General features: G+C 63.9%; 13 protein-coding genes. 10 read left to right on the forward strand and 3 right to left on the reverse strand.

Annotated elements, in window-relative coordinates:
- Positions 1–6 precede the first annotated feature (6 nt).
- From JQ629_RS11405 to JQ629_RS11450, 10 genes are all read left to right on the forward strand, one after another.
- Positions 7–1,251 (forward strand): SDR family NAD(P)-dependent oxidoreductase, encoded by a 1,245-nt coding sequence (locus JQ629_RS11405; protein ID WP_212412740.1) that lies wholly within the window; start codon positions 7–9, stop codon positions 1,249–1,251.
- Entirely contained in the window at positions 1,248–2,075 is an 828-nt protein-coding gene (locus JQ629_RS11410; protein ID WP_249134975.1) for a cyclase family protein, read from the forward strand. Before JQ629_RS11405 ends, JQ629_RS11410 begins: the two co-directional genes overlap by 4 nt.
- Positions 2,072–3,682 (forward strand): ATP-dependent acyl-CoA ligase, encoded by a 1,611-nt coding sequence (locus tag JQ629_RS11415; protein WP_212412741.1) that lies wholly within the window; start codon positions 2,072–2,074, stop codon positions 3,680–3,682. The genes JQ629_RS11410 and JQ629_RS11415 overlap by 4 nt, the downstream gene beginning before the upstream one ends.
- An 84-nt stretch (positions 3,683–3,766) precedes the next feature.
- Positions 3,767–5,917: a thiamine pyrophosphate-dependent enzyme gene (locus JQ629_RS11420; RefSeq protein WP_212412742.1), complete on the forward strand. Its 2,151-nt coding sequence runs from the start codon at positions 3,767–3,769 to the stop codon at positions 5,915–5,917.
- A 12-nt stretch (positions 5,918–5,929) separates the two neighbouring features.
- The gene (locus tag JQ629_RS11425; RefSeq protein WP_212412743.1) at positions 5,930–7,480 is read left to right on the forward strand and encodes an indolepyruvate oxidoreductase subunit beta family protein; all 1,551 of its coding nucleotides are present in this window, start codon (positions 5,930–5,932) and stop codon (positions 7,478–7,480) included.
- Complete coding sequence (locus tag JQ629_RS37050; RefSeq protein ID WP_212412744.1) at positions 7,477–8,451, forward strand: PDR/VanB family oxidoreductase; 975 nt, start codon at positions 7,477–7,479, stop codon at positions 8,449–8,451. The genes JQ629_RS11425 and JQ629_RS37050 overlap by 4 nt, the downstream gene beginning before the upstream one ends.
- Before the next feature lie 17 nt (positions 8,452–8,468).
- The gene (locus tag JQ629_RS11435; protein WP_212263683.1) at positions 8,469–9,782 is read left to right on the forward strand and encodes an aromatic ring-hydroxylating dioxygenase subunit alpha; all 1,314 of its coding nucleotides are present in this window, start codon (positions 8,469–8,471) and stop codon (positions 9,780–9,782) included.
- A gap of 8 nt (positions 9,783–9,790) precedes the next feature.
- Positions 9,791–10,273 carry an aromatic-ring-hydroxylating dioxygenase subunit beta gene (locus JQ629_RS11440; RefSeq protein ID WP_212412745.1) on the forward strand — a complete coding sequence of 161 codons (483 nt, stop codon included), beginning with the start codon at positions 9,791–9,793 and terminating at the stop codon, positions 10,271–10,273.
- Between the two features lie 7 nt (positions 10,274–10,280).
- On the forward strand, positions 10,281–11,933 hold the full coding sequence (locus tag JQ629_RS11445) for an AMP-binding protein (protein ID WP_212412746.1): 1,653 nt from the start codon (positions 10,281–10,283) through the stop codon (positions 11,931–11,933).
- Positions 11,934–11,940: 7 nt separating this feature from the next.
- Positions 11,941–12,669 (forward strand): SDR family oxidoreductase, encoded by a 729-nt coding sequence (locus JQ629_RS11450; protein WP_212412747.1) that lies wholly within the window; start codon positions 11,941–11,943, stop codon positions 12,667–12,669.
- Positions 12,670–12,675: 6 nt separating this feature from the next.
- Here the strand turns inward: JQ629_RS11450 and JQ629_RS11455 are convergent, their stop codons facing one another.
- The 3 genes from JQ629_RS11455 to JQ629_RS11465 form a co-directional block, all read right to left on the reverse strand.
- Positions 12,676–14,547 (reverse strand): bifunctional sugar phosphate isomerase/epimerase/4-hydroxyphenylpyruvate dioxygenase family protein, encoded by a 1,872-nt coding sequence (locus JQ629_RS11455; RefSeq protein WP_212263679.1) that lies wholly within the window; start codon positions 14,545–14,547, stop codon positions 12,676–12,678.
- 130 nt (positions 14,548–14,677) lie between these two features.
- Positions 14,678–15,739 carry a Gfo/Idh/MocA family protein gene (locus tag JQ629_RS11460; RefSeq protein ID WP_212412748.1) on the reverse strand — a complete coding sequence of 354 codons (1,062 nt, stop codon included), beginning with the start codon at positions 15,737–15,739 and terminating at the stop codon, positions 14,678–14,680.
- Positions 15,740–15,742: 3 nt separating this feature from the next.
- On the reverse strand, positions 15,743–17,038 hold the full coding sequence (locus JQ629_RS11465) for an NAD(P)/FAD-dependent oxidoreductase (RefSeq protein ID WP_212412749.1): 1,296 nt from the start codon (positions 17,036–17,038) through the stop codon (positions 15,743–15,745).
- Positions 17,039–17,055: the final 17 nt, after the last annotated feature.

The following is a 17,055-nucleotide window of genomic DNA, read 5'->3' on the forward strand; positions in this document are numbered from 1 at the left end:
TTGATGATGAGTGAAACAATCAAACGGCCGAAGCGCAAGAACCCGATCCTGAAGACGCGTGCGCCGACACTGCCGCCGGACCGCCGCAGCCGCATCGCGCTCGGCCTCGTTCGCGGCGCGGCACTTGGTAACCTCGAACTGCAATGCTGCGCGGCCTGCGGTGCCGTGCAATATCCGCCGCGCGAGGCCTGCGTTCGCTGTCTGTCGGCCGAACTCGAATGGACCGTGATGAGCGGACGCGGCGAACTCGTCAGCGAGACCACGTTGCATCACTCCCAAGAGTTGTTCTTTCGCGAACGCATGCCCTGGCGGCTTGGACTGGTCCGCCTGGCCGAAGGCGTCAGCCTCGTCGTCCACCTCGACGCGCGCTGTGGCCCGGCGCCGTCTCCGGTCATAGTGGAGGCTGTGCTCGACCGCGCCGGCCAGGCCGCACTCGTCGCCAAGCCGGATGGTGGCAATACCGCACTCGCCGACGAGCCAAAGCTGCGCAACTTCACGTCGGATCCGAGATTCCGCAAAGTGCTGGTCACCGATGCCAAGTCGCCCGTCGGCCAGGCTGTCGTGAAGGCGGTGCTGGAAGCCGGCGCCGATCTCGTCTGGGCCGGCCATTGCGAACCCTGGAAGAACCCGCCGGGCTGGCCGGCGATCGCCGAGCTACCCAAGGTGACGCTGGTCCCGCTCGATGTCACCGACACCAAGTCGGTCAATGAGCTTGCCGCCGAACTCGGCTTCAAGGTCGACATCGTGATCAACACATCAGAACATCATCGCACATTTGGCATTTTCGGCCGCGCCGGCGTCGAAACCGCGCGGGCGGAGATGGAGACCAATTGCTTCGGCCTGTTGCGGCTGGCCCAGGCGTTCGGTCCGGTCATGCAGTCGCGTGGCGCCGATGGCGAAACCAGCGCGGTGGCCTGGGTCAATCTGCTGTCGATCTATGCGCTGTCCAATTTTCCGCAGCACGCGACCTATTCGGCGTCGATGGCCGCGGCCCTTTCGGTCGCGCAGGCGCTGCGCGCCGAAATGCGCGTCGCCGGCATCAGGGTCGTCAACATCTTTCCGGGACCTATCGACGACGAATGGAATCAGCTGCTGCTGCCGCCGAAATTGGCGCCGTCCGCAGTCGCGCGCGCCATCGTCGGCGCGCTGAAGGGATCGGTCGAGGACGTCTATCCCGGCGATATCGCGCAGGACTGGCTCGCCCGTTTCCGCGACAATCCCAAGGCACTGGAACGGGAGCTTGGCCGATGAAACCGCACGATCCGGCGCCCGGCATGGAAATTCTCGCAGGCTTCACCACGGCACTCGCGACCGGCGCGATCCGCATCGTCGATCTGACGCAGACGCTTGGACCCGATTTTCCGAGCATCGTGATGCCGCCGGAAATAGGCCAGAGCCGCGCCTTCCGTATGGAAGAGATTTCGCGTTACGACGAACGCGGCGGCGCCTGGTACTGGAACAATTTGTCCTTTGGCGAACATACCGGAACGCATTTCGACGCCCCGATCCACTGGGTCTCGGGCCGCGACCTCCCCAACAGCTCCACCGATACGATCCCGGTTGCCGATTTCATCGCGCCCGCCGTGGTCATCGACTGCTCGAAAGAATCCGCACAGGATGCCGACTTCCTGCTGACGCCGGATTTCATCAAGGCCTGGGAAGCCGTGCACGGCAAAATCCCGACGCGGTGCTGGGTGCTGATGCGCACCGACTGGTCGAAGAAGACCGATCCGGCGGCCTATCAGAATTTCGACGACGTCGGGCAGCACACACCCGGTCCCGATCCTGACGCCGTGCGTTTCCTGCTGAACGAGCGCGACGTGCTCGGCTTCGGTACTGAAACCATCGGCACTGATGCGGGCCAGGCGGCGCACTTCCTGCCTCCCTATCCGTGCCACTACTACATGCACGGTGCCGGACGCTATGGCCTGCAATGCCTGACCAATCTCGACCTGCTGCCGCCGACCGGCAGTTCGCTGATCGCGCCGCCGCTCAAGATCCAACAGGGCAGCGGCAGCCCATTGCGCGTTCTGGCGCTGGTGCCTTCAAATCCTGCGGGAGCTTCGCGCCCATGAGCCTCCATGCGCCCGGCATGATTGAGCTTCCACCTGATGACCGGACGCTGCCGCGCATGCTCGAGATTCAGGCCGGAAGCCACGGCGACCGGACCTTGGTCTCGTGCGCAACTGATTCATGGACGTTCCGCGAGGCGCGCGACATCGCGGCCGGCCGTGCCGCGACGTTGCGCGCGGCCGGCGTTTCGGCCGGCGACCGGGTCGCGATCCTCTGCTCCAATCGCCTCGAAATGCTGGAGATCGTTTTGGGGTGTGGCTGGATCGGCGCCATCGCTGTCCCGATCAACACCGCCGCGATGGGACCGCAGATCGGTTACTACCTGTCGAATAGCGGTGCACGGCTGTTCGCGATCGAGGCGCAATTCGTCGAACGCCTGGCCCATGTCTCCGAAGGCATGGCCTCACTTGGTTCGATCTGGGTGATCGGCGCCGATGCCCCGCCCAAGGGTGCAGCGCCGTTGATGGAAGCCATGCCGCCACGCACAGCCCCGATTTCGGCAGCGCCCGTCAGCCCCGGCGACACGTTCGCGATCATCTATACCAGCGGCACCACCGGTCCATCCAAGGGCGTGATGTGCCCGCATGCACAATATTATTGGTGGGGCATCCACTCCGGCCGCATTTTTGGCCTGACGGCAGACGACGTGCTTTGCACGACCCTGCCGCTGTTCCATATCAATGCCCTCAATACTTTCGCGCAGGCGCTTCTCAGCGGCGCGCGCATGGTGCTCGAACCGCGTTTCTCGGCCTCCGGCTTCTGGCCGGCCATGATCCAGAGCGAAGCAACCGTGATCTATCTGCTCGGCGCCATGGTGCCGATCCTGTTGGCGGGTGAACCGCGAGCGGACGAACGCCGGCACAAAGTCCGCACCGGACTCGGACCAGGCGTTCCCGCGGGTCTCGGCGCAGCATTTGCTGCACGCACCGGGGTTACGCTGCTCGAGGGTTACGGCTCGACCGAAACCAATTTCGTCATCGGCGCATCGCCGGAAACGCAGAAGCCGGGAACCATGGGTCGCATCGTCGATGGTTTTCAGGCCCGCGTCGTCGATATCAGCGACGTTGAATTGCCGGATGGCGAGGCCGGTGAACTGGTGCTGCGCGCCGACGAGCCGTTTGCGTTCGCGAGCGGCTATTTCGGCATGGCCGAGAAGACCGTGGAAGCCTGGCGGAATCTCTGGTTCCATACCGGCGATCGGGTCATCCGTGACGGATGCGGCTATTTCCGCTTCGTGGACCGGCTCAAGGACGCGATCCGCCGCCGCGGCGAGAATATCTCGTCCTATGAGGTCGAGCAGGTGCTGCTGGCTCACCCTGACATCGAGATGACGGCGGTCTTTCCCGTGCGCTCGGAACTTGCCGAGGATGAAGTGATGGCCGCGATCGTGGTGCGGCCGGGAGCGGCGATCCCGCCCGTCGAACTGATGCAGTTCTGCGCGCCGCGGCTGCCCTATTTCGCGGTGCCCCGCTTCATCGATTTTGTCGCGGACCTGCCACGGACGGAGAACGGCAAGATCCGGAAATACGAGCTGCGCGAGCGCGGCGTGACCGCGTCGACCTGGGATCGCGAAGCGGCCGGCTACCGGCTGAAGCGGGGTGCCAAGTAATGGATAATTATTTGACACTTAAAATATGTCGGCTTAGCATTTTGACCGATCTGCCGCCGTCGCTTGAGCCGAAGGAAATGCGTCATGGCTGAACGCTCTTTCGCCCGAGAGGTCCAGGACCTCAAACTAGGCAACGGGGATGTCTTCCATGGCGAGGGGATTCTGGCCATCACCAAGGCGCTGCTGCAGTCCGGCGTCGGCTATGTCGGCGGCTATCAGGGCGCGCCGATCTCGCATCTGATGGACGTGTTGGCCGATGCGCAGGACATTCTCGGCGATCTTGGCGTGCACTTCGAAACCTCGGCGAACGAGGCGGCCGCGGCCGCGATGCTTTCGGCATCCGTGATGTACCCGATCCGCGGCGCAGTGACCTGGAAATCGACCGCCGGCACCAACGTCGCCTCCGATGCGCTGTCCAATCTCGCCTCCGGCGGTGTCACCGGCGGTGCGTTGATCGTGATCGGCGAAGACTACGGCGAAGGCTCCTCAATCATGCAGGAGCGCAGCCACGCCTTTGCGATGAAATCCCAGATCTGGCTGCTCGATCCCCGCCCCAACCTCGAATCCATCGTGAAAGCGGTCGAGGACGGCTTCGAGCTGTCGGAAGCGAGCAATACACCCGTGATGCTCGAAGTCCGCATCCGCTCCTGCCACGTCCATGGCCGCTTCGCCGCCAAGGACAACAAACCGCCGGCGTTCACGATGGCGCAGGCGCTGGAAAATCCGCGCCGCGACACCAACCGTATCGTGCTGCCGCCGGCCTCCTACATGCACGAGAAGGAAAAGATCGAGCAGCGCTGGCCGGCCGCGGTTTCCTTCATAAAAGAGCGCAAGCTCAACGAGGTATTCGAAGGCGATATCGACGACGTCGGCATCATCCTGCAGGGCGGCATGTACAATGGTGTGATACGCGCGCTGCAGGGTTTTGGCCTGGCAGATGTCTGGGGTAATACCCGCATTCCGCTCTACGTCATGAACGTGACCTACCCCTTGATCGACGACGAGCTGATCGACTTCTGCCAATCGAAGCGCGCCGTGCTGATGGTCGAAGAAGGCCAGCCTGACTACATCGAACAGGCCCTGCATAAGGTCCTGCGCAAGGCCGATGTCCCCACAAAAATCTACGGCAAGGGCGAACTGCCGATCGGCGGCGAATATACTGCGGCCGTGATGGCGGCCGGTGTTCGCAAATTCCTCACCTCCGCCGCGCCCGAAGTACTGCCCGACCACATCCGCGCGCCGAACGACCCGTCGATTCTGGCGCACGACAAGATCAAGGCGCTGGCTGAAGTGGTGCCGGCGCGACCGCCTGGATTCTGCACCGGCTGCCCGGAGCGGCCGATCTTCGCGGCGATGAAGCTGGTCGAAAAGGATCTCGGCCCGCATCATGTCGCGGCCGATATCGGCTGCCATTTGTTCTCGATCCTGCCGCCGTTCAACATCGGCGCGACCACCATGGGCTACGGCCTCGGCCCGGCCTCAGCGTCCGCGTTCAATGTGAAGGCCGACAAGCGCTCGATTTCAATCATGGGTGACGGCGGATTCTGGCACAACGGCCTGAGCAGCGGCATCGGCAATGCCGTCTACAACCAGCATGACGGCGTCATCCTGGTGGTCGACAACCATTATACCTCGGCCACCGGCGGCCAGGACATCCTGTCGTCCCGCGCCGACAACAAATCGCGCTCGACCAATCACCCGATCACGGAGGCGGTCAAAGGCGTCGGCGCCAAATGGGTGCGCCAGATCGACCGCACCTACGACGTCACCAAAATGCGCGACACGTTGAAGGAAGCCCTCACCAGCACCGAGAAGGGACCGAAGATCATCGTCGCCTCGTCCGAATGCATGCTGAACAAGCAGCGCCGGATCAAGCCGCTGTTCAACAAGGCCGTGAAGGGCGGCGAGCGCGTCGTGCGTGAGCGCTTTGGCGTCGATGAGGACGTCTGCACCGGCGACCATGCCTGCATCCGCCTGTCCGGTTGCCCCTCGCTTTCGGTGAAGCACACCAGCGATCCGCTGAAGGACGATCCGGTCGCCGCGATCGACAATAGCTGCGTCGGTTGCGGCAATTGCGGTGAGGTGGCGGAGGCCGCCGTGCTGTGCCCGTCATTCTACCGCGCCGATATCATCCACAACCCGACCGGCTTCGATCAGTTCATGGCGAAGCTGCGCGGCGGCGTCATCGGCTTCCTGCAGCGACGCCGCGACCGTCGCCGTCTCGCGCTGGTTTGAGGGCATGACCGGATGAACATCATGCTGCAGCCCCCCGCCATCGATCTGACCCGACCGCTTTCGATCGCCGTGCTCGCGATGGGCGGCCAGGGCGGCGGCGTGCTGGTCGACTGGATCGTGGCGCTCGCGGAAAGCCAGAACTGGATCGCCCAATCTACCTCGGTGCCCGGCGTCGCCCAGCGCACCGGCGCGACCATCTATTACGTCGAGATGATCCCTGCCCGCCCGGATGCCGCCTACCCGGTGCTATCGCTGATGCCGGTTCCCGGCGAAGTCGACGTCGTGGTCGGCGCCGAACTGATGGAGGCCGGCCGCGCCATCCAGCGCGGCCTCGTCACACCCGACAAGACCACGCTGATCGCCTCGTCGCATCGTTCCTTCGCAATCCAGGAGAAGCTGGTGCCCGGCGACGGCATCAGCGATTCCAGCAAGGTTTATGTGGCTGCAGGGGCAGCCGCAAAACGTTTCGTCGCCTTCGACATGGCCACGCTCGCCGACAGCACCGGCAGCGCCATCTCGGCCGTGTTGTTCGGCGCACTCGCCGGCAGCGGCTCGCTCCCGTTCGGCCGCGAGGCCTATGAAGCGACGATCCGCGCCGCCGGCATCGGCATCGAGCCGAGTCTGCGCGCGTTCGCGGCGGGTTTTGAGCGCACGCAGGCGGATGCCGCATCCGCGACACCGCCCGCGCCGCCCAAGCCGGCTTCAGCCGGCAAGCTGTATCCGGCGCTCACACCGGTCGGCGATGCGGCTTTCGATGCACTCGTCGCCGACGCCCGGACGACCTTCCCCGCCTCCCTGCACGGCATCTTCGCCGCAGGCTTGCGCAAGGTCGTCGATTTTCAGGACGTCGGCTATGGCCGGGAATACCTCGATCTCGTCGCAGGCTTTATGCGCCTGGAACGTGGCAGCGATCCTGCGTTGACGCGGGCGGCGGCAAAACATGTCGCCGTGGCCATGGCCTATGACGACGTCATCCGCGTCGCCGACCTCAAGACCCGCGCAAGCCGGTTCGAGCGCGTCCGCGGCGAGGTTCTCGCAAAGCCCGACCAGCTCGTCTACACCACCGAATTCATGCATCCGCGCATGGAGGAAGTTTTGGGTACGCTTCCCGCGGGCCTTGGCCTCTGGCTCGAAGGTAAGCCTGGCCTGTGCAAGGCGCTCGACCGCCTGGTCAATCGCGGACGACGCGTGCAGACCGGTACCGTGCGCTGGTTCCTACCGCTGTATGTGCTGGGTGGCATGAAACGCTTTCGTCGCGGCACGCTTCGTCACAAGCGCGAAGTCGCGCATCGCGATGCCTGGCTCGATCTCGCCCGCGCGACCGCCGCAAAGGATTACGAGCTTGCCGTCGCCATTCTCGAGGCACGCCGGCTGGTGAAGGGTTATTCCGACACCCACGCGCGCGGCGCCTCGAAATTCGACAGGGTGATCGCGGTTGCACCGCGTCTCGCCGATCGCGCGGATGGTGCGGAGTGGCTGCGTCGCCTTTGCAAGGCCGCGCTATCAGATGAAGAGGGTAAGGCGCTCGACGGCGCGCTTGCCACGGTTGAAACCTTTCTGTGATTGATACGATGGACCAGTTCGACCTCACCGTGACCGACATCCACGCGGAAACCTCGTTGATCCGCGCGATCAAGCTCGCCCGTCCGCACGGCGAGCCGCTGCCCTCCTGGGAGGCCGGCGCGCATGTCAAAATACGCCTGCCCGATGGCGGCGAACGCTCCTACTCGCTGATCAACACCTCGCTCGATCCGGCCGCGACCACGCGCCCGCACGCCTACCGTCTCGGCGTGCGGCTGGAACAGCCGAGCCAGGGCGGTTCCCAATTCATGCACGATCTCAAGGTCGGCGACGTCCTCTCGGTCGCCGCGCCACGGAATAATTTTCGGCTGGAGCCGGCGTCGAAACCGGTCGTGCTGCTTGCCGGCGGCATCGGGGTGACGCCCGTGCTCTCGATGGCAACGACGTTCACCGCCAGCAAGCATCCCTACCGCTTCATCTATGCCGGCCGCTCGCGCGACCAACTCGCCTTTCTCAGCGAAAGCGAGGCGCTGTGCGGCGAACATTTGAGCGTTCACACCGACGACGCCAGCGGCATCTTCGACGTGAAGGGCCTGATGACCTCGCTGACCTCTGACGAACCGCTATACGTCTGCGGGCCCAAGCCGATGATCGATGCGGCGATCCAGAGAGCCAAGGATCTCGGCTGGGCCGACGGTCGCCTGCGGTTCGAGATTTTTGCCACCGCCGTCCCCCTCGCCGGCGACCTGCCGTTCGAGGTTGTGCTGAACAATTCCGGCAAGACCTTCCTTATTCCGCCCGACAAGACCATTCTCGCGGTGCTGATCGAAGCCGGTGAAGATCCCATGCATGATTGCCAGCGCGGCGATTGCGGCATCTGCCAGGTCAGCGTGATCGAAGGCACGCCGGACCATCGCGACTATATCCTGACCGATACCGAAAAGGCCGATGGCAAGGTCATGCAAATCTGCGTCTCGCGGTCGAAAAGCCCGCGGCTCGTGCTCGATCTTTGATTCCTGAGGAGGTGTTGATGGCCAGATATCGCGGAAATCTCGAAGCAATCAAAGGCCTCGTTCGCGAGACCGAGGTGCACCGCGACGTCTATATCGACGAAGAGGTGTTCCAACTCGAAATGGAGCACGTCTTCGCCAACACCTGGGCCTATGTCGGCCATGACAGCCAGGTCGCGAAACCGGGCGACTATTACGGCACCACCATCGGCACCCAGCCGATCCTGATGGTGCGCCACACCGACAACACCGTGAAGGTGCTGCACAATCGCTGCCCGCACAAAGGCACCCGCATCACCACCGAATCCTGCGGCAACACCGGAAAATTCTTCCGCTGTCCCTATCACGCCTGGAGTTTCAAGACCGACGGTTCGCTGCTCGCGATCCCCCTGAAGAAGGGCTATGAAAACACCGGCGTCGAGCAGAGCCACGCCGGCCGCGGCATGAGCCCCGTCAAGCACGTGCACAATTATCGCGGATTCGTATTTGCAAAACTCAACGATGTCGGCCCCGGCTTCGAGGAATTTTTCGGCGACAGCCTGTCGAGCTTCGACAACATGGTCGACCGCTCCCCGGCCGGCCGGCTCGAAGTTGCCGGCGGCGTGCTGCGCTACATGCACAATTGCAATTGGAAAATGCTGGTCGAGAACCAGACCGACACCTGCCATCCCATGGTCGCGCATGAATCGTCGGCCGGCACCGCGATCGAGGTGTGGAAGAACGCGCCTCCCGGCGCCAAGAAGCCGATGGCGGTGGAGATCTACGCACCCTTCATGGCGCCTTACGAGTTCTTCGAGAACATGGGCATCCGCGTCTGGCCCAACGGCCACGGTCATACCGGCGTGCATCACTCGATCCATTCCGACTATTCAGCGGTGCCCGGCTATTTCGAGAAGATGACGGCCGCCCATGGTGAGGAACGCGCCAAGGCGATCCTGGGCGAGAACCGCCACAACACGGTGTATTTTCCCAACATCATGATCAAGGGACCGATCCAGCTGGTTCGCGTGTTCAAGCCGATCGCAGCCAACAAGACGCTGGTGGAAAGCTGGACCTTCCGCCTCGTCGATGCACCCGACATGCTGCTGGAACGTACCTTGATGTACAACCGGCTGATCAACGCGCCGACTTCCGTCGTCGGCCATGATGATCTCGAAATGTACGAGCGTGCGCAGGAAGGCCTGCATGTCGACGCCAACCAATGGGTCAACCTGCAGCGGCTCTACGACCCTTCCGAAATACCGGATACGACAGCCGTCACCAACGGCACCACCGAATGGCAGATGCGGAACCAGTTCCGTGCCTGGTCGAAATTCATGACGATGTCGATGTGAGTGCTGCCATGACCGCGCCCACCGACCAGCAATTGATCGATTTCGTCATTCGCGAAACCCGCTTGATCGACCAGCACCGTTTCGAGGAATGGCTCGACCTGTTCGCCGAGGACGGTTTTTACTGGATGCCGCTTGAATGGGGCCAGACCGATCCGCGGCTGACGACGTCGCTGATGTACGAGGACAAGCTGCTGCTCAAGATCCGCGTCGAGCGGCTCAAGGGAAATCGCACCTTCTCGCAGAAGCCCAAGAGCCGCTGTCATCACGTGCTGCAGACGCCGCAGGTCGACAGCCGCAACGAAGCATCGAACGAGTACGTCACCTGGACGCCGATGCATTATGTCGAGACCCGCCTCGATCAGCAGGACCTCTACGCCGCCTGGGCCACGCACACCTTGGCCGTGGTGGACGGCGCGCTCAAGATCAAGCTGAAGCGGGTCGACATCGTCAATTGCGATGCCGCCTTCGGCAACATCCAACTGTTCATGTGAGACGGTGATGCAGCTCCCGATCGAGTCTCCGGCAACCGTCTTCGAGGTCTTTACGCGCGCCGCTACGCGCCACGGCGACAAGCCGTTTCTCGCCGTTCTGCCCGAGACGGCGCAGGCCTATGGCATTGCCGCCGGCGAGATCAGCTATGGTGACGGGCTGGCGCGGATCAGCGTGCTGACCAACGCCTATCGTGCCAAGGGCTACGGCCGTGGCCATCGGGTCGGCATCCTCATGGAGAATCGTCCGGGCTTCTTCCTGCATTGGTTTGCGCTCAATGCGCTCGGCGTGTCGCTGGTACCCATCAATCCGGACATGCGCGCCGCGGAACTGGAGTATCTGATCGGCCATTCCGAGATCGTCGCGGCGGTCGTGATTCCTTCGCGTCAGGACGATGTCGCGGCCGCGGCCAAGGCGATCGGGCGCGACATTCCTGTCGTCGGGCCGGATGACGAACCGGCGGCGATCCGCGCTTCGGCCCCGCGGCCGGGCACGCCCGATCGCGACAGCGAGTGCGCCCTGCTCTACACGTCTGGCACCACCGGCCGGCCCAAAGGCTGCGTGCTGCCGAACGAATATTTTCTCTATGCCGGTCATTGGTACGCCACGGTCGGCGGCTTGATCGCGCTGAACCATGGCTCCGAGCGGATGCTGACGCCGCTGCCGGTATTCCACATGAATGCGATGGCCTATTCCGCGATGGCGATGGTGACCACCGGTGGCTGCCTGATCGTGCTCGACCGTTTCCACCCCAAGAGCTGGTGGGCCAGCGTCAAGGAAAGCCGTGCCACCATCGTGCATTATCTCGGCGTGATGCCGCCGATGCTGATGGGCGCCCCCGAAAGCGCCGACGACAAGCGCCATGACGTCCGCTTCGGGTTTGGCGCCGGTGTCGACAAGGCGCTGCACGATCCGTTTGAGGCGCGGTTCGGCTTTCCGCTGGTCGAAGCCTGGGCGATGACCGAAACCGGCGCCGGCGCCGTGGTCGTCGCCTCCCAGGAGCCCCGCCACACCGGCACAAGCTGCTTCGGCCGCCTCGGATCCGAACTCGAGGCTCGCACCGTTACCGATGCTGGCGCAGACGCCGGTGTCGATGAGCCCGGTGAACTTCTCGTGCGTCACGCCGGCGCAGCGCCGCGCTACGGTTTCTTCCGCGAATATCTCAAGGACGCGGAAGCCACTGCGGAGGCCTGGGATGGCGGCTGGTTTCACACCGGCGACGTGGTGCGGCGCGGTCCGGATGGGGCGTTTCATTTCGTCGACCGCAAGAAGAACGTGATCCGCCGCTCCGGCGAAAATATCTCGGCGGTCGAGGTTGAGAGCGTGCTGATGCAGCACCCGGCCGTGAGGCAGGTTGCGGTGGCGCCTGCCCCGGACCCGGTGCGCGGCGACGAGGTCTTCGCCTGCGTGGTGAGCGAGGGAGCCTCCCCGGACGCCGCGGCACGCAAGCAGATCGCGGCCGATCTCGTCGCATGGAGCCTGAGCCGCCTCGCCTATTACAAGGCGCCCGGCTATGTCGCGTTCGTATCGGCGATGCCGCTGACCTCGACGCAGAAGATCCAGCGCGGTGCGCTCAAGGAGCTGGTTGCTGCGACGATCGGTTCTGATCAGTGCGTCGATACAAGGTCGCTGAAGAAGCGGCCGGTGCAGAAGGCCGGATGAGGGAATCATGAGCGAGCGCAACGTTGCCATCGTCACGGGCGCCAGCGGCGGCATCGGCCGGGCCATCGCCGAGGCGATGCTTGCGGCCGGTCACCAAATCATCTCGCTCGACCGGCGCCTGCCGGACTGGACGCACGCCAACCTCGAGCCGGTTCTGGTGGATCTGTTCGATCCGAAGGCGACAGCGGATGCGGCCCGGGATGTAGCTGCACGGCATGAAGTTTCACACATCATCCACAATGCCGGGATCATCCGGCCCAACCTGATCGAACAGGTAACGGTCGATGACATCGCAGCGCTCAGCCAGCTTCATCTCGGCGCCGCATTGACGCTGGTGCAGGCCGCGCTGCCCGGCATGAAGCAGCGGCATTTCGGACGCATCGTCCTGATCGCCTCGCGCGCCGCACTTGGCGCCGCCACCCGCACCGCCTATTCGGCCACGAAATCCGGCATGCTCGGCATGGCGCGGACCTGGGCGCTGGAGACGGCGGCCCACGGCATCACGGTCAATGTGGTGGCGCCTGGACCGGTCGAGACCGACATGTTCCACGAGGTCATTCCGCAGGGCAGCCCGAAGGTCGATCAACTCGCCCGCTCGATCCCGGTCGGTCGCATCGGCCGGCCGACCGATGTGGCGCGCGCCGTGATGTTCTTCTCGAGCCGCGATGCCGATTTCATCACCGGCCAGGCGCTCTATGTTTGCGGCGGCGCGAGTATCGGATCGATCGCGCTCTAGATTTTTTCACGCGCGGGGAATGGTCAAGGGCCGCGACTCCCGCGTCTGCGCCGCGAGGCGCACCGCGGCATTGGCGGCGCCAAATCCTTGATAATCCCGCCGCTGGACGATCTCGAAGAAGAATCGGTCATCGAAGGTGTGGGTGTAGACCTGGAAGAATTCGCCGTCGCCTTCGCGATCGTACAGAATCTGATTGTCGCGCAGGGCCGTCATCGTCGCGGCATCAAGATCGTATTTGGCTTCGATATCGTCGTAATAATTGTCCGGAATCTTCAGGAAATCCGCACCGCGCGAGCGCATGTCCGCGACAGCTGTGAAAATATCGCTGCATGAAAATGCAATGTGCTGAACCCCGGAGCCGAAGAATTCGTTGATGAATCGGGCCGACAGCGTCCGCGTCGCCGACGAGCCGTTCAGGATCACGCGCAAGCCCTGATTGCCGTTGATCAGCGCCTGGCTCTGCACCAGCCCGACCGGATCGGCGATCTCCATCTGCGGCAGGCGCTGCAGATCGAGTATGCCGGTGTAGAACAACAGCCAGGACAGCATCTCGTCATAAGGCATCGACTGCGAGATATGGTCGACCACCTCGAGACGGTCGGTCGCGGCATCGCTGCGCAACGCTTCGAAATCGGTGTCCCAGTTCTTGCCCGCCGCCTCCAGAAAATACAGCAGGCTGCCGCCGACGCCCCGGATCGCGGGAATCTCGAGCTCACCGGGCCCAACCGGCTGATAGAAGGTGTGGGCCTTCAGCGCTTCCGCGCGGGCCATGGTTTTCCCGGCGTCGTCGATGTCGATCGCGATGGCGCAGACGCCCGGGCCGTGCGTGACGTAGTGCGAATGAGCAAAGCCGTCCGGTTCGCAATTGATGACCAGCTCGATATGGCCCTGCGACCAGCGTTCGACATCCTTGCTGCGGTGGGAACCGGTCTTGCGAAAGCCGAGTTGGCCGAGCAGCGCCGACAGGTTCCTCGCTTTGGTTTCATCGACGGCGAATTCGACGAAGCCGACGCCGCGGCTCTGCGCTTTGGGCTGCAGCCTGTTCGTCGATGCCCTGGACGAACTCTTGGCGAGTTCATCCTCCAGCAAGATCAGCGAACGCAGCCCGTCGGTCGCGGTGCGGACCGGCGAGCCGGAGCGAAACTGGTCGTTGAATATTTCCAGCGACAGCGGGCCGCTGTATCCGGTCGCGGCCACAGCGTCCATGAAGGCCCCCACCGGCAGGTCGCCCTGCCCCGGGAAGCAACGGAAGTGCCGGCTCCAGGACAACACGTCGAGACCAAGCTTCGGTGCGTCGGCAAGCTGAACCAGGAAGATCCTGTCCGCGGGAATCGACTGGATCGCGCTGACCGGAAATCCCGGCGCCAGCGCGTGAAAACTGTCTAGAATGACCCCGATCGATTTGTGATCGGCGCGGCGCACGATTTCCCAGGCGTCGCGATAGTCATTGACGTGACGCCCCCAGGCCAGCGCCTCGAAACCGACGCGCAGGCCGTGCGAAGCCGCGAGTTCGCCAAGCGCACGGAAATCCGCGGCGGCGCGGTCGATTCCCCCAAGGGAAGCCGGTGAAACATTGCTGCAGATCAGCAGCAAGTCGGTCCCCAATTCCTGCATCAGATCAAACTTGTGCGCCGCGCGCGCGAAGTTGCGGGCGCGCTGCGGTTCGGGCATGCCCTCGAAATCGCGAAACGGCTGGAACGCGCAAATTGAAAGGCCGAGGTCGCGGCAGAGCTGCCCGACGTCACGGGGGCTGCCGTTGAACGTCAGCAGGTCATTCTCGAAGATCTCGACCGCATCGAATCCGGCCCCGGCGATGGCACGCAGCTTTTCGTCGAGCGAGCCGCTCAGCGAAACCGTGGCGATCGAGCGTTTGGTCATGCAATTAGCTCCGGAAGGTCCCAGGCGCGTCCCGAGGGCCGCACGATAGAGCTAAAGCATCTTCTTTTTCAACCATTTGGACCAATTGTTATCTCTGGTCTCTGATAACTTTCACTGATTCTGAGCGGACCTATGGCGAAAGCGCCGCATACCGCTCCCGCAAGTCGATGCGCCGCCCGGCGGTGGCCGCCTCGGCGATCGCAAGCGTTGCGAGCAGGGACCGCGCGCCGTCCTCGACCGGCTGCAACGAGGAAGCGGTGCCGCGGATGATATCGCGGAAATGATCGAGCTGGGCGACATAGGGATCGATCGTTGGCGCGTGGAGGCGCTGGGCCTGGATCGGCTTGTTCCAGTCCTGCGCGTCGCCCGCCTGCGTCCATTGGACGAGTTCGGGAAACTCGATCGCACCGCGACGGCCCATGAAGCGGTAGCTGCTTTCGCCGCTGAACGGGAATTCCGGCGCCTCACCCAGACCCTGCTCCGTCGTCCAGGGCGAGACGGCGCTGTCGCTGATGAAAAAGGTGCCGAGCGCGCCATTGTCGAATTCGATCAGCGCGGCAGCGCTATCCTCGACCGCAAAGCCGCGCTGGCGATTCGACGCGATGGCTTCGACGGCTACGATTTCGCCGACGGTGTAGCGCAGGAAATCGATCTCGTGGATCAGGTTGATCAGGATCGGGCCGCCGCCAGCCTCACTCCGCCACGGCGCGATCTTGAAGTAATCGGCCGGCTTATGCGTCGCCCAGATCGCCGATACACCGACGATATCCCCGATCCGGCCATCCCGCAGCAGCGCTTGCAGCGTCTTGACCGGCAAATGATGGCGGCGGTGATGTCCGACCAGCGATTTGACACCGCCCTTTCGCACTTCCGTGATCAAGGTGGCCGCCGTCTCGAGCGTATCGGTGACCGGCTTCTCGATCAGGATATGAATGCCCCGCCGGGCGCATTCGATGCCGTTCTCCGCATGAAGCTGGTTGGGGGAAGCGATGATCACGGCTTCCGGCCGTGCTTCGTCCAGCAGCTGACGGTAATCGGCGAAAACGCGCGTCCTGGGGTGCTCGGCGGAGACCGCATCGGCATTCACGTCCGCGATGCCGACGAGCTCGTAGTCGTGCCGCTCGGCGATTTTGCGCAGATGTTTGCGCCCGATCAGCCCGGCGCCGATCACGCCGATCGTGATGTTCTTCATGTCCTAAAGTCCCAGCCGATCGCGGATCCGGCCCGTCATCACCACGCTCTTGACCGCCACCGGCCACAATGCGTGAAAACGAATGGGTTTCAAGCCGGTAATCGGCATGTCGATCTCGGCCTTCTCGCCCCCGATCAGCCGTTTCGCGAGTTGTTGCCCCATGGCGGTTGCGAGCGCGACGCCGCGGCCATTGCAGCCGAGATAGGCCAGCGCGCCGGCGCCGGGTTCGTGCACATGCGGGTAGTGATCCGGCGTCATGGCGAGGCGGCTGTTCCAGCCGTGCGTCCAGCGCGCGCCGCGGATTCCAAGCCAAAGCCGTTCCGCGTAACGCATGAGGTATGAGACCGGCGCTGGATCCTTGATCCATTGCATCGGACCGCGGCCCCCCATCAGCAGGCGGTTCGACGCATCGATGCGATAATAGACGGTGATATGGCCGCTTTCGTACAGCACAGACCGCGTCGGCATGATTTTTCGCGCGACCTCGTCGGGCAAAGGCTCAGTCGCGGCAATCGAGCTGAACACCGGCACGATGGTGCGGCGCAGGTCGGGCCAGAGATCATCGGTAAAGCCGTTGGTGGCGATCAGGACTTTTTCGGCCCGGACCACCGCGCGCGGGGTTTCAATGCGCCATCGTCCGCCTTCGCGCCGCAGCGAGGTCGCCGGGGTCTCGCCGTGAACGGCAGCACCGGCAGCCATCGCCGCCCGCGCAAGACCGCGCGCGTAGCTCAGCGGCTGCACGTCGCCGCCGCGCGCATCCTTCATTGCCAGCAAATAACGGTCCGTCCCGGTCGCTTCGCGGACGGCGTCGCGGCCGAGCACCGTGACCGGCATGCCGCGCCGGATGCATTGCTCGGCTGTAATCTCGACCCCTGCCGTGCTGGACGGATGATAGGCCGCGCGCAGCGTGCCGTTCTGCCGCGCCTCGCAGGGGATCGCGAGACGGCGGATCAGGTCGAGCGTGAATACCGGCGTGTTGTAGCTGAACGCGATCATGCGCCGGCCGAGATCCGCACCGAACGTCGCCGCGATCGTATCGGGATCGAGCTTCAATCCGGGATTAAGCTGGCCGCCATTATTGCCCGATGCGCCCCAGCCGGGCTGCTGGGCTTCGAGCACGATCGCGTCGGCTCCCGCTTCAGCGAGATGCAGCGCGGTCGATAGCCCGGCAAAGCCGCCACCGATGATCGCCACCGATACGGTCTTGTCGATATCGAGCGGCGGCGTCGCGACCGGCGCAACGGCGGTGTCCGCATAGAGGCTCGGCGGCAGGGCAAGGGGATGGTGGGTCACGGTCATCAGGTCCGGCAGCTTCA

Origin of the sequence: Bradyrhizobium sp. AUGA SZCCT0222, assembly GCF_018130205.1 — a bacterium.
Taxonomy (GTDB): domain Bacteria; phylum Pseudomonadota; class Alphaproteobacteria; order Rhizobiales; family Xanthobacteraceae; genus Bradyrhizobium.

Coding starts and splice junctions, on each gene's coding strand:
- JQ629_RS11435 (WP_212263683.1), top strand. CDS start 8,469: ATGGCCAGATATCGCGGAAATCTCGAAGCAATCAAAGGCCTCGTTCGC.
- JQ629_RS11415 (WP_212412741.1), top strand. CDS start 2,072: ATGAGCCTCCATGCGCCCGGCATGATTGAGCTTCCACCTGATGACCGG.
- JQ629_RS11465 (WP_212412749.1), bottom strand. CDS start 17,038: ATGACCGTGACCCACCATCCCCTTGCCCTGCCGCCGAGCCTCTATGCG.
- JQ629_RS11405 (WP_212412740.1), top strand. CDS start 7: ATGAGTGAAACAATCAAACGGCCGAAGCGCAAGAACCCGATCCTGAAG.
- JQ629_RS11410 (WP_249134975.1), top strand. CDS start 1,248: ATGAAACCGCACGATCCGGCGCCCGGCATGGAAATTCTCGCAGGCTTC.
- JQ629_RS11420 (WP_212412742.1), top strand. CDS start 3,767: ATGGCTGAACGCTCTTTCGCCCGAGAGGTCCAGGACCTCAAACTAGGC.
- JQ629_RS11460 (WP_212412748.1), bottom strand. CDS start 15,739: ATGAAGAACATCACGATCGGCGTGATCGGCGCCGGGCTGATCGGGCGC.
- JQ629_RS11425 (WP_212412743.1), top strand. CDS start 5,930: ATGAACATCATGCTGCAGCCCCCCGCCATCGATCTGACCCGACCGCTT.
- JQ629_RS11440 (WP_212412745.1), top strand. CDS start 9,791: ATGACCGCGCCCACCGACCAGCAATTGATCGATTTCGTCATTCGCGAA.
- JQ629_RS11445 (WP_212412746.1), top strand. CDS start 10,281: ATGCAGCTCCCGATCGAGTCTCCGGCAACCGTCTTCGAGGTCTTTACG.
- JQ629_RS11450 (WP_212412747.1), top strand. CDS start 11,941: ATGAGCGAGCGCAACGTTGCCATCGTCACGGGCGCCAGCGGCGGCATC.
- JQ629_RS11455 (WP_212263679.1), bottom strand. CDS start 14,547: ATGACCAAACGCTCGATCGCCACGGTTTCGCTGAGCGGCTCGCTCGAC.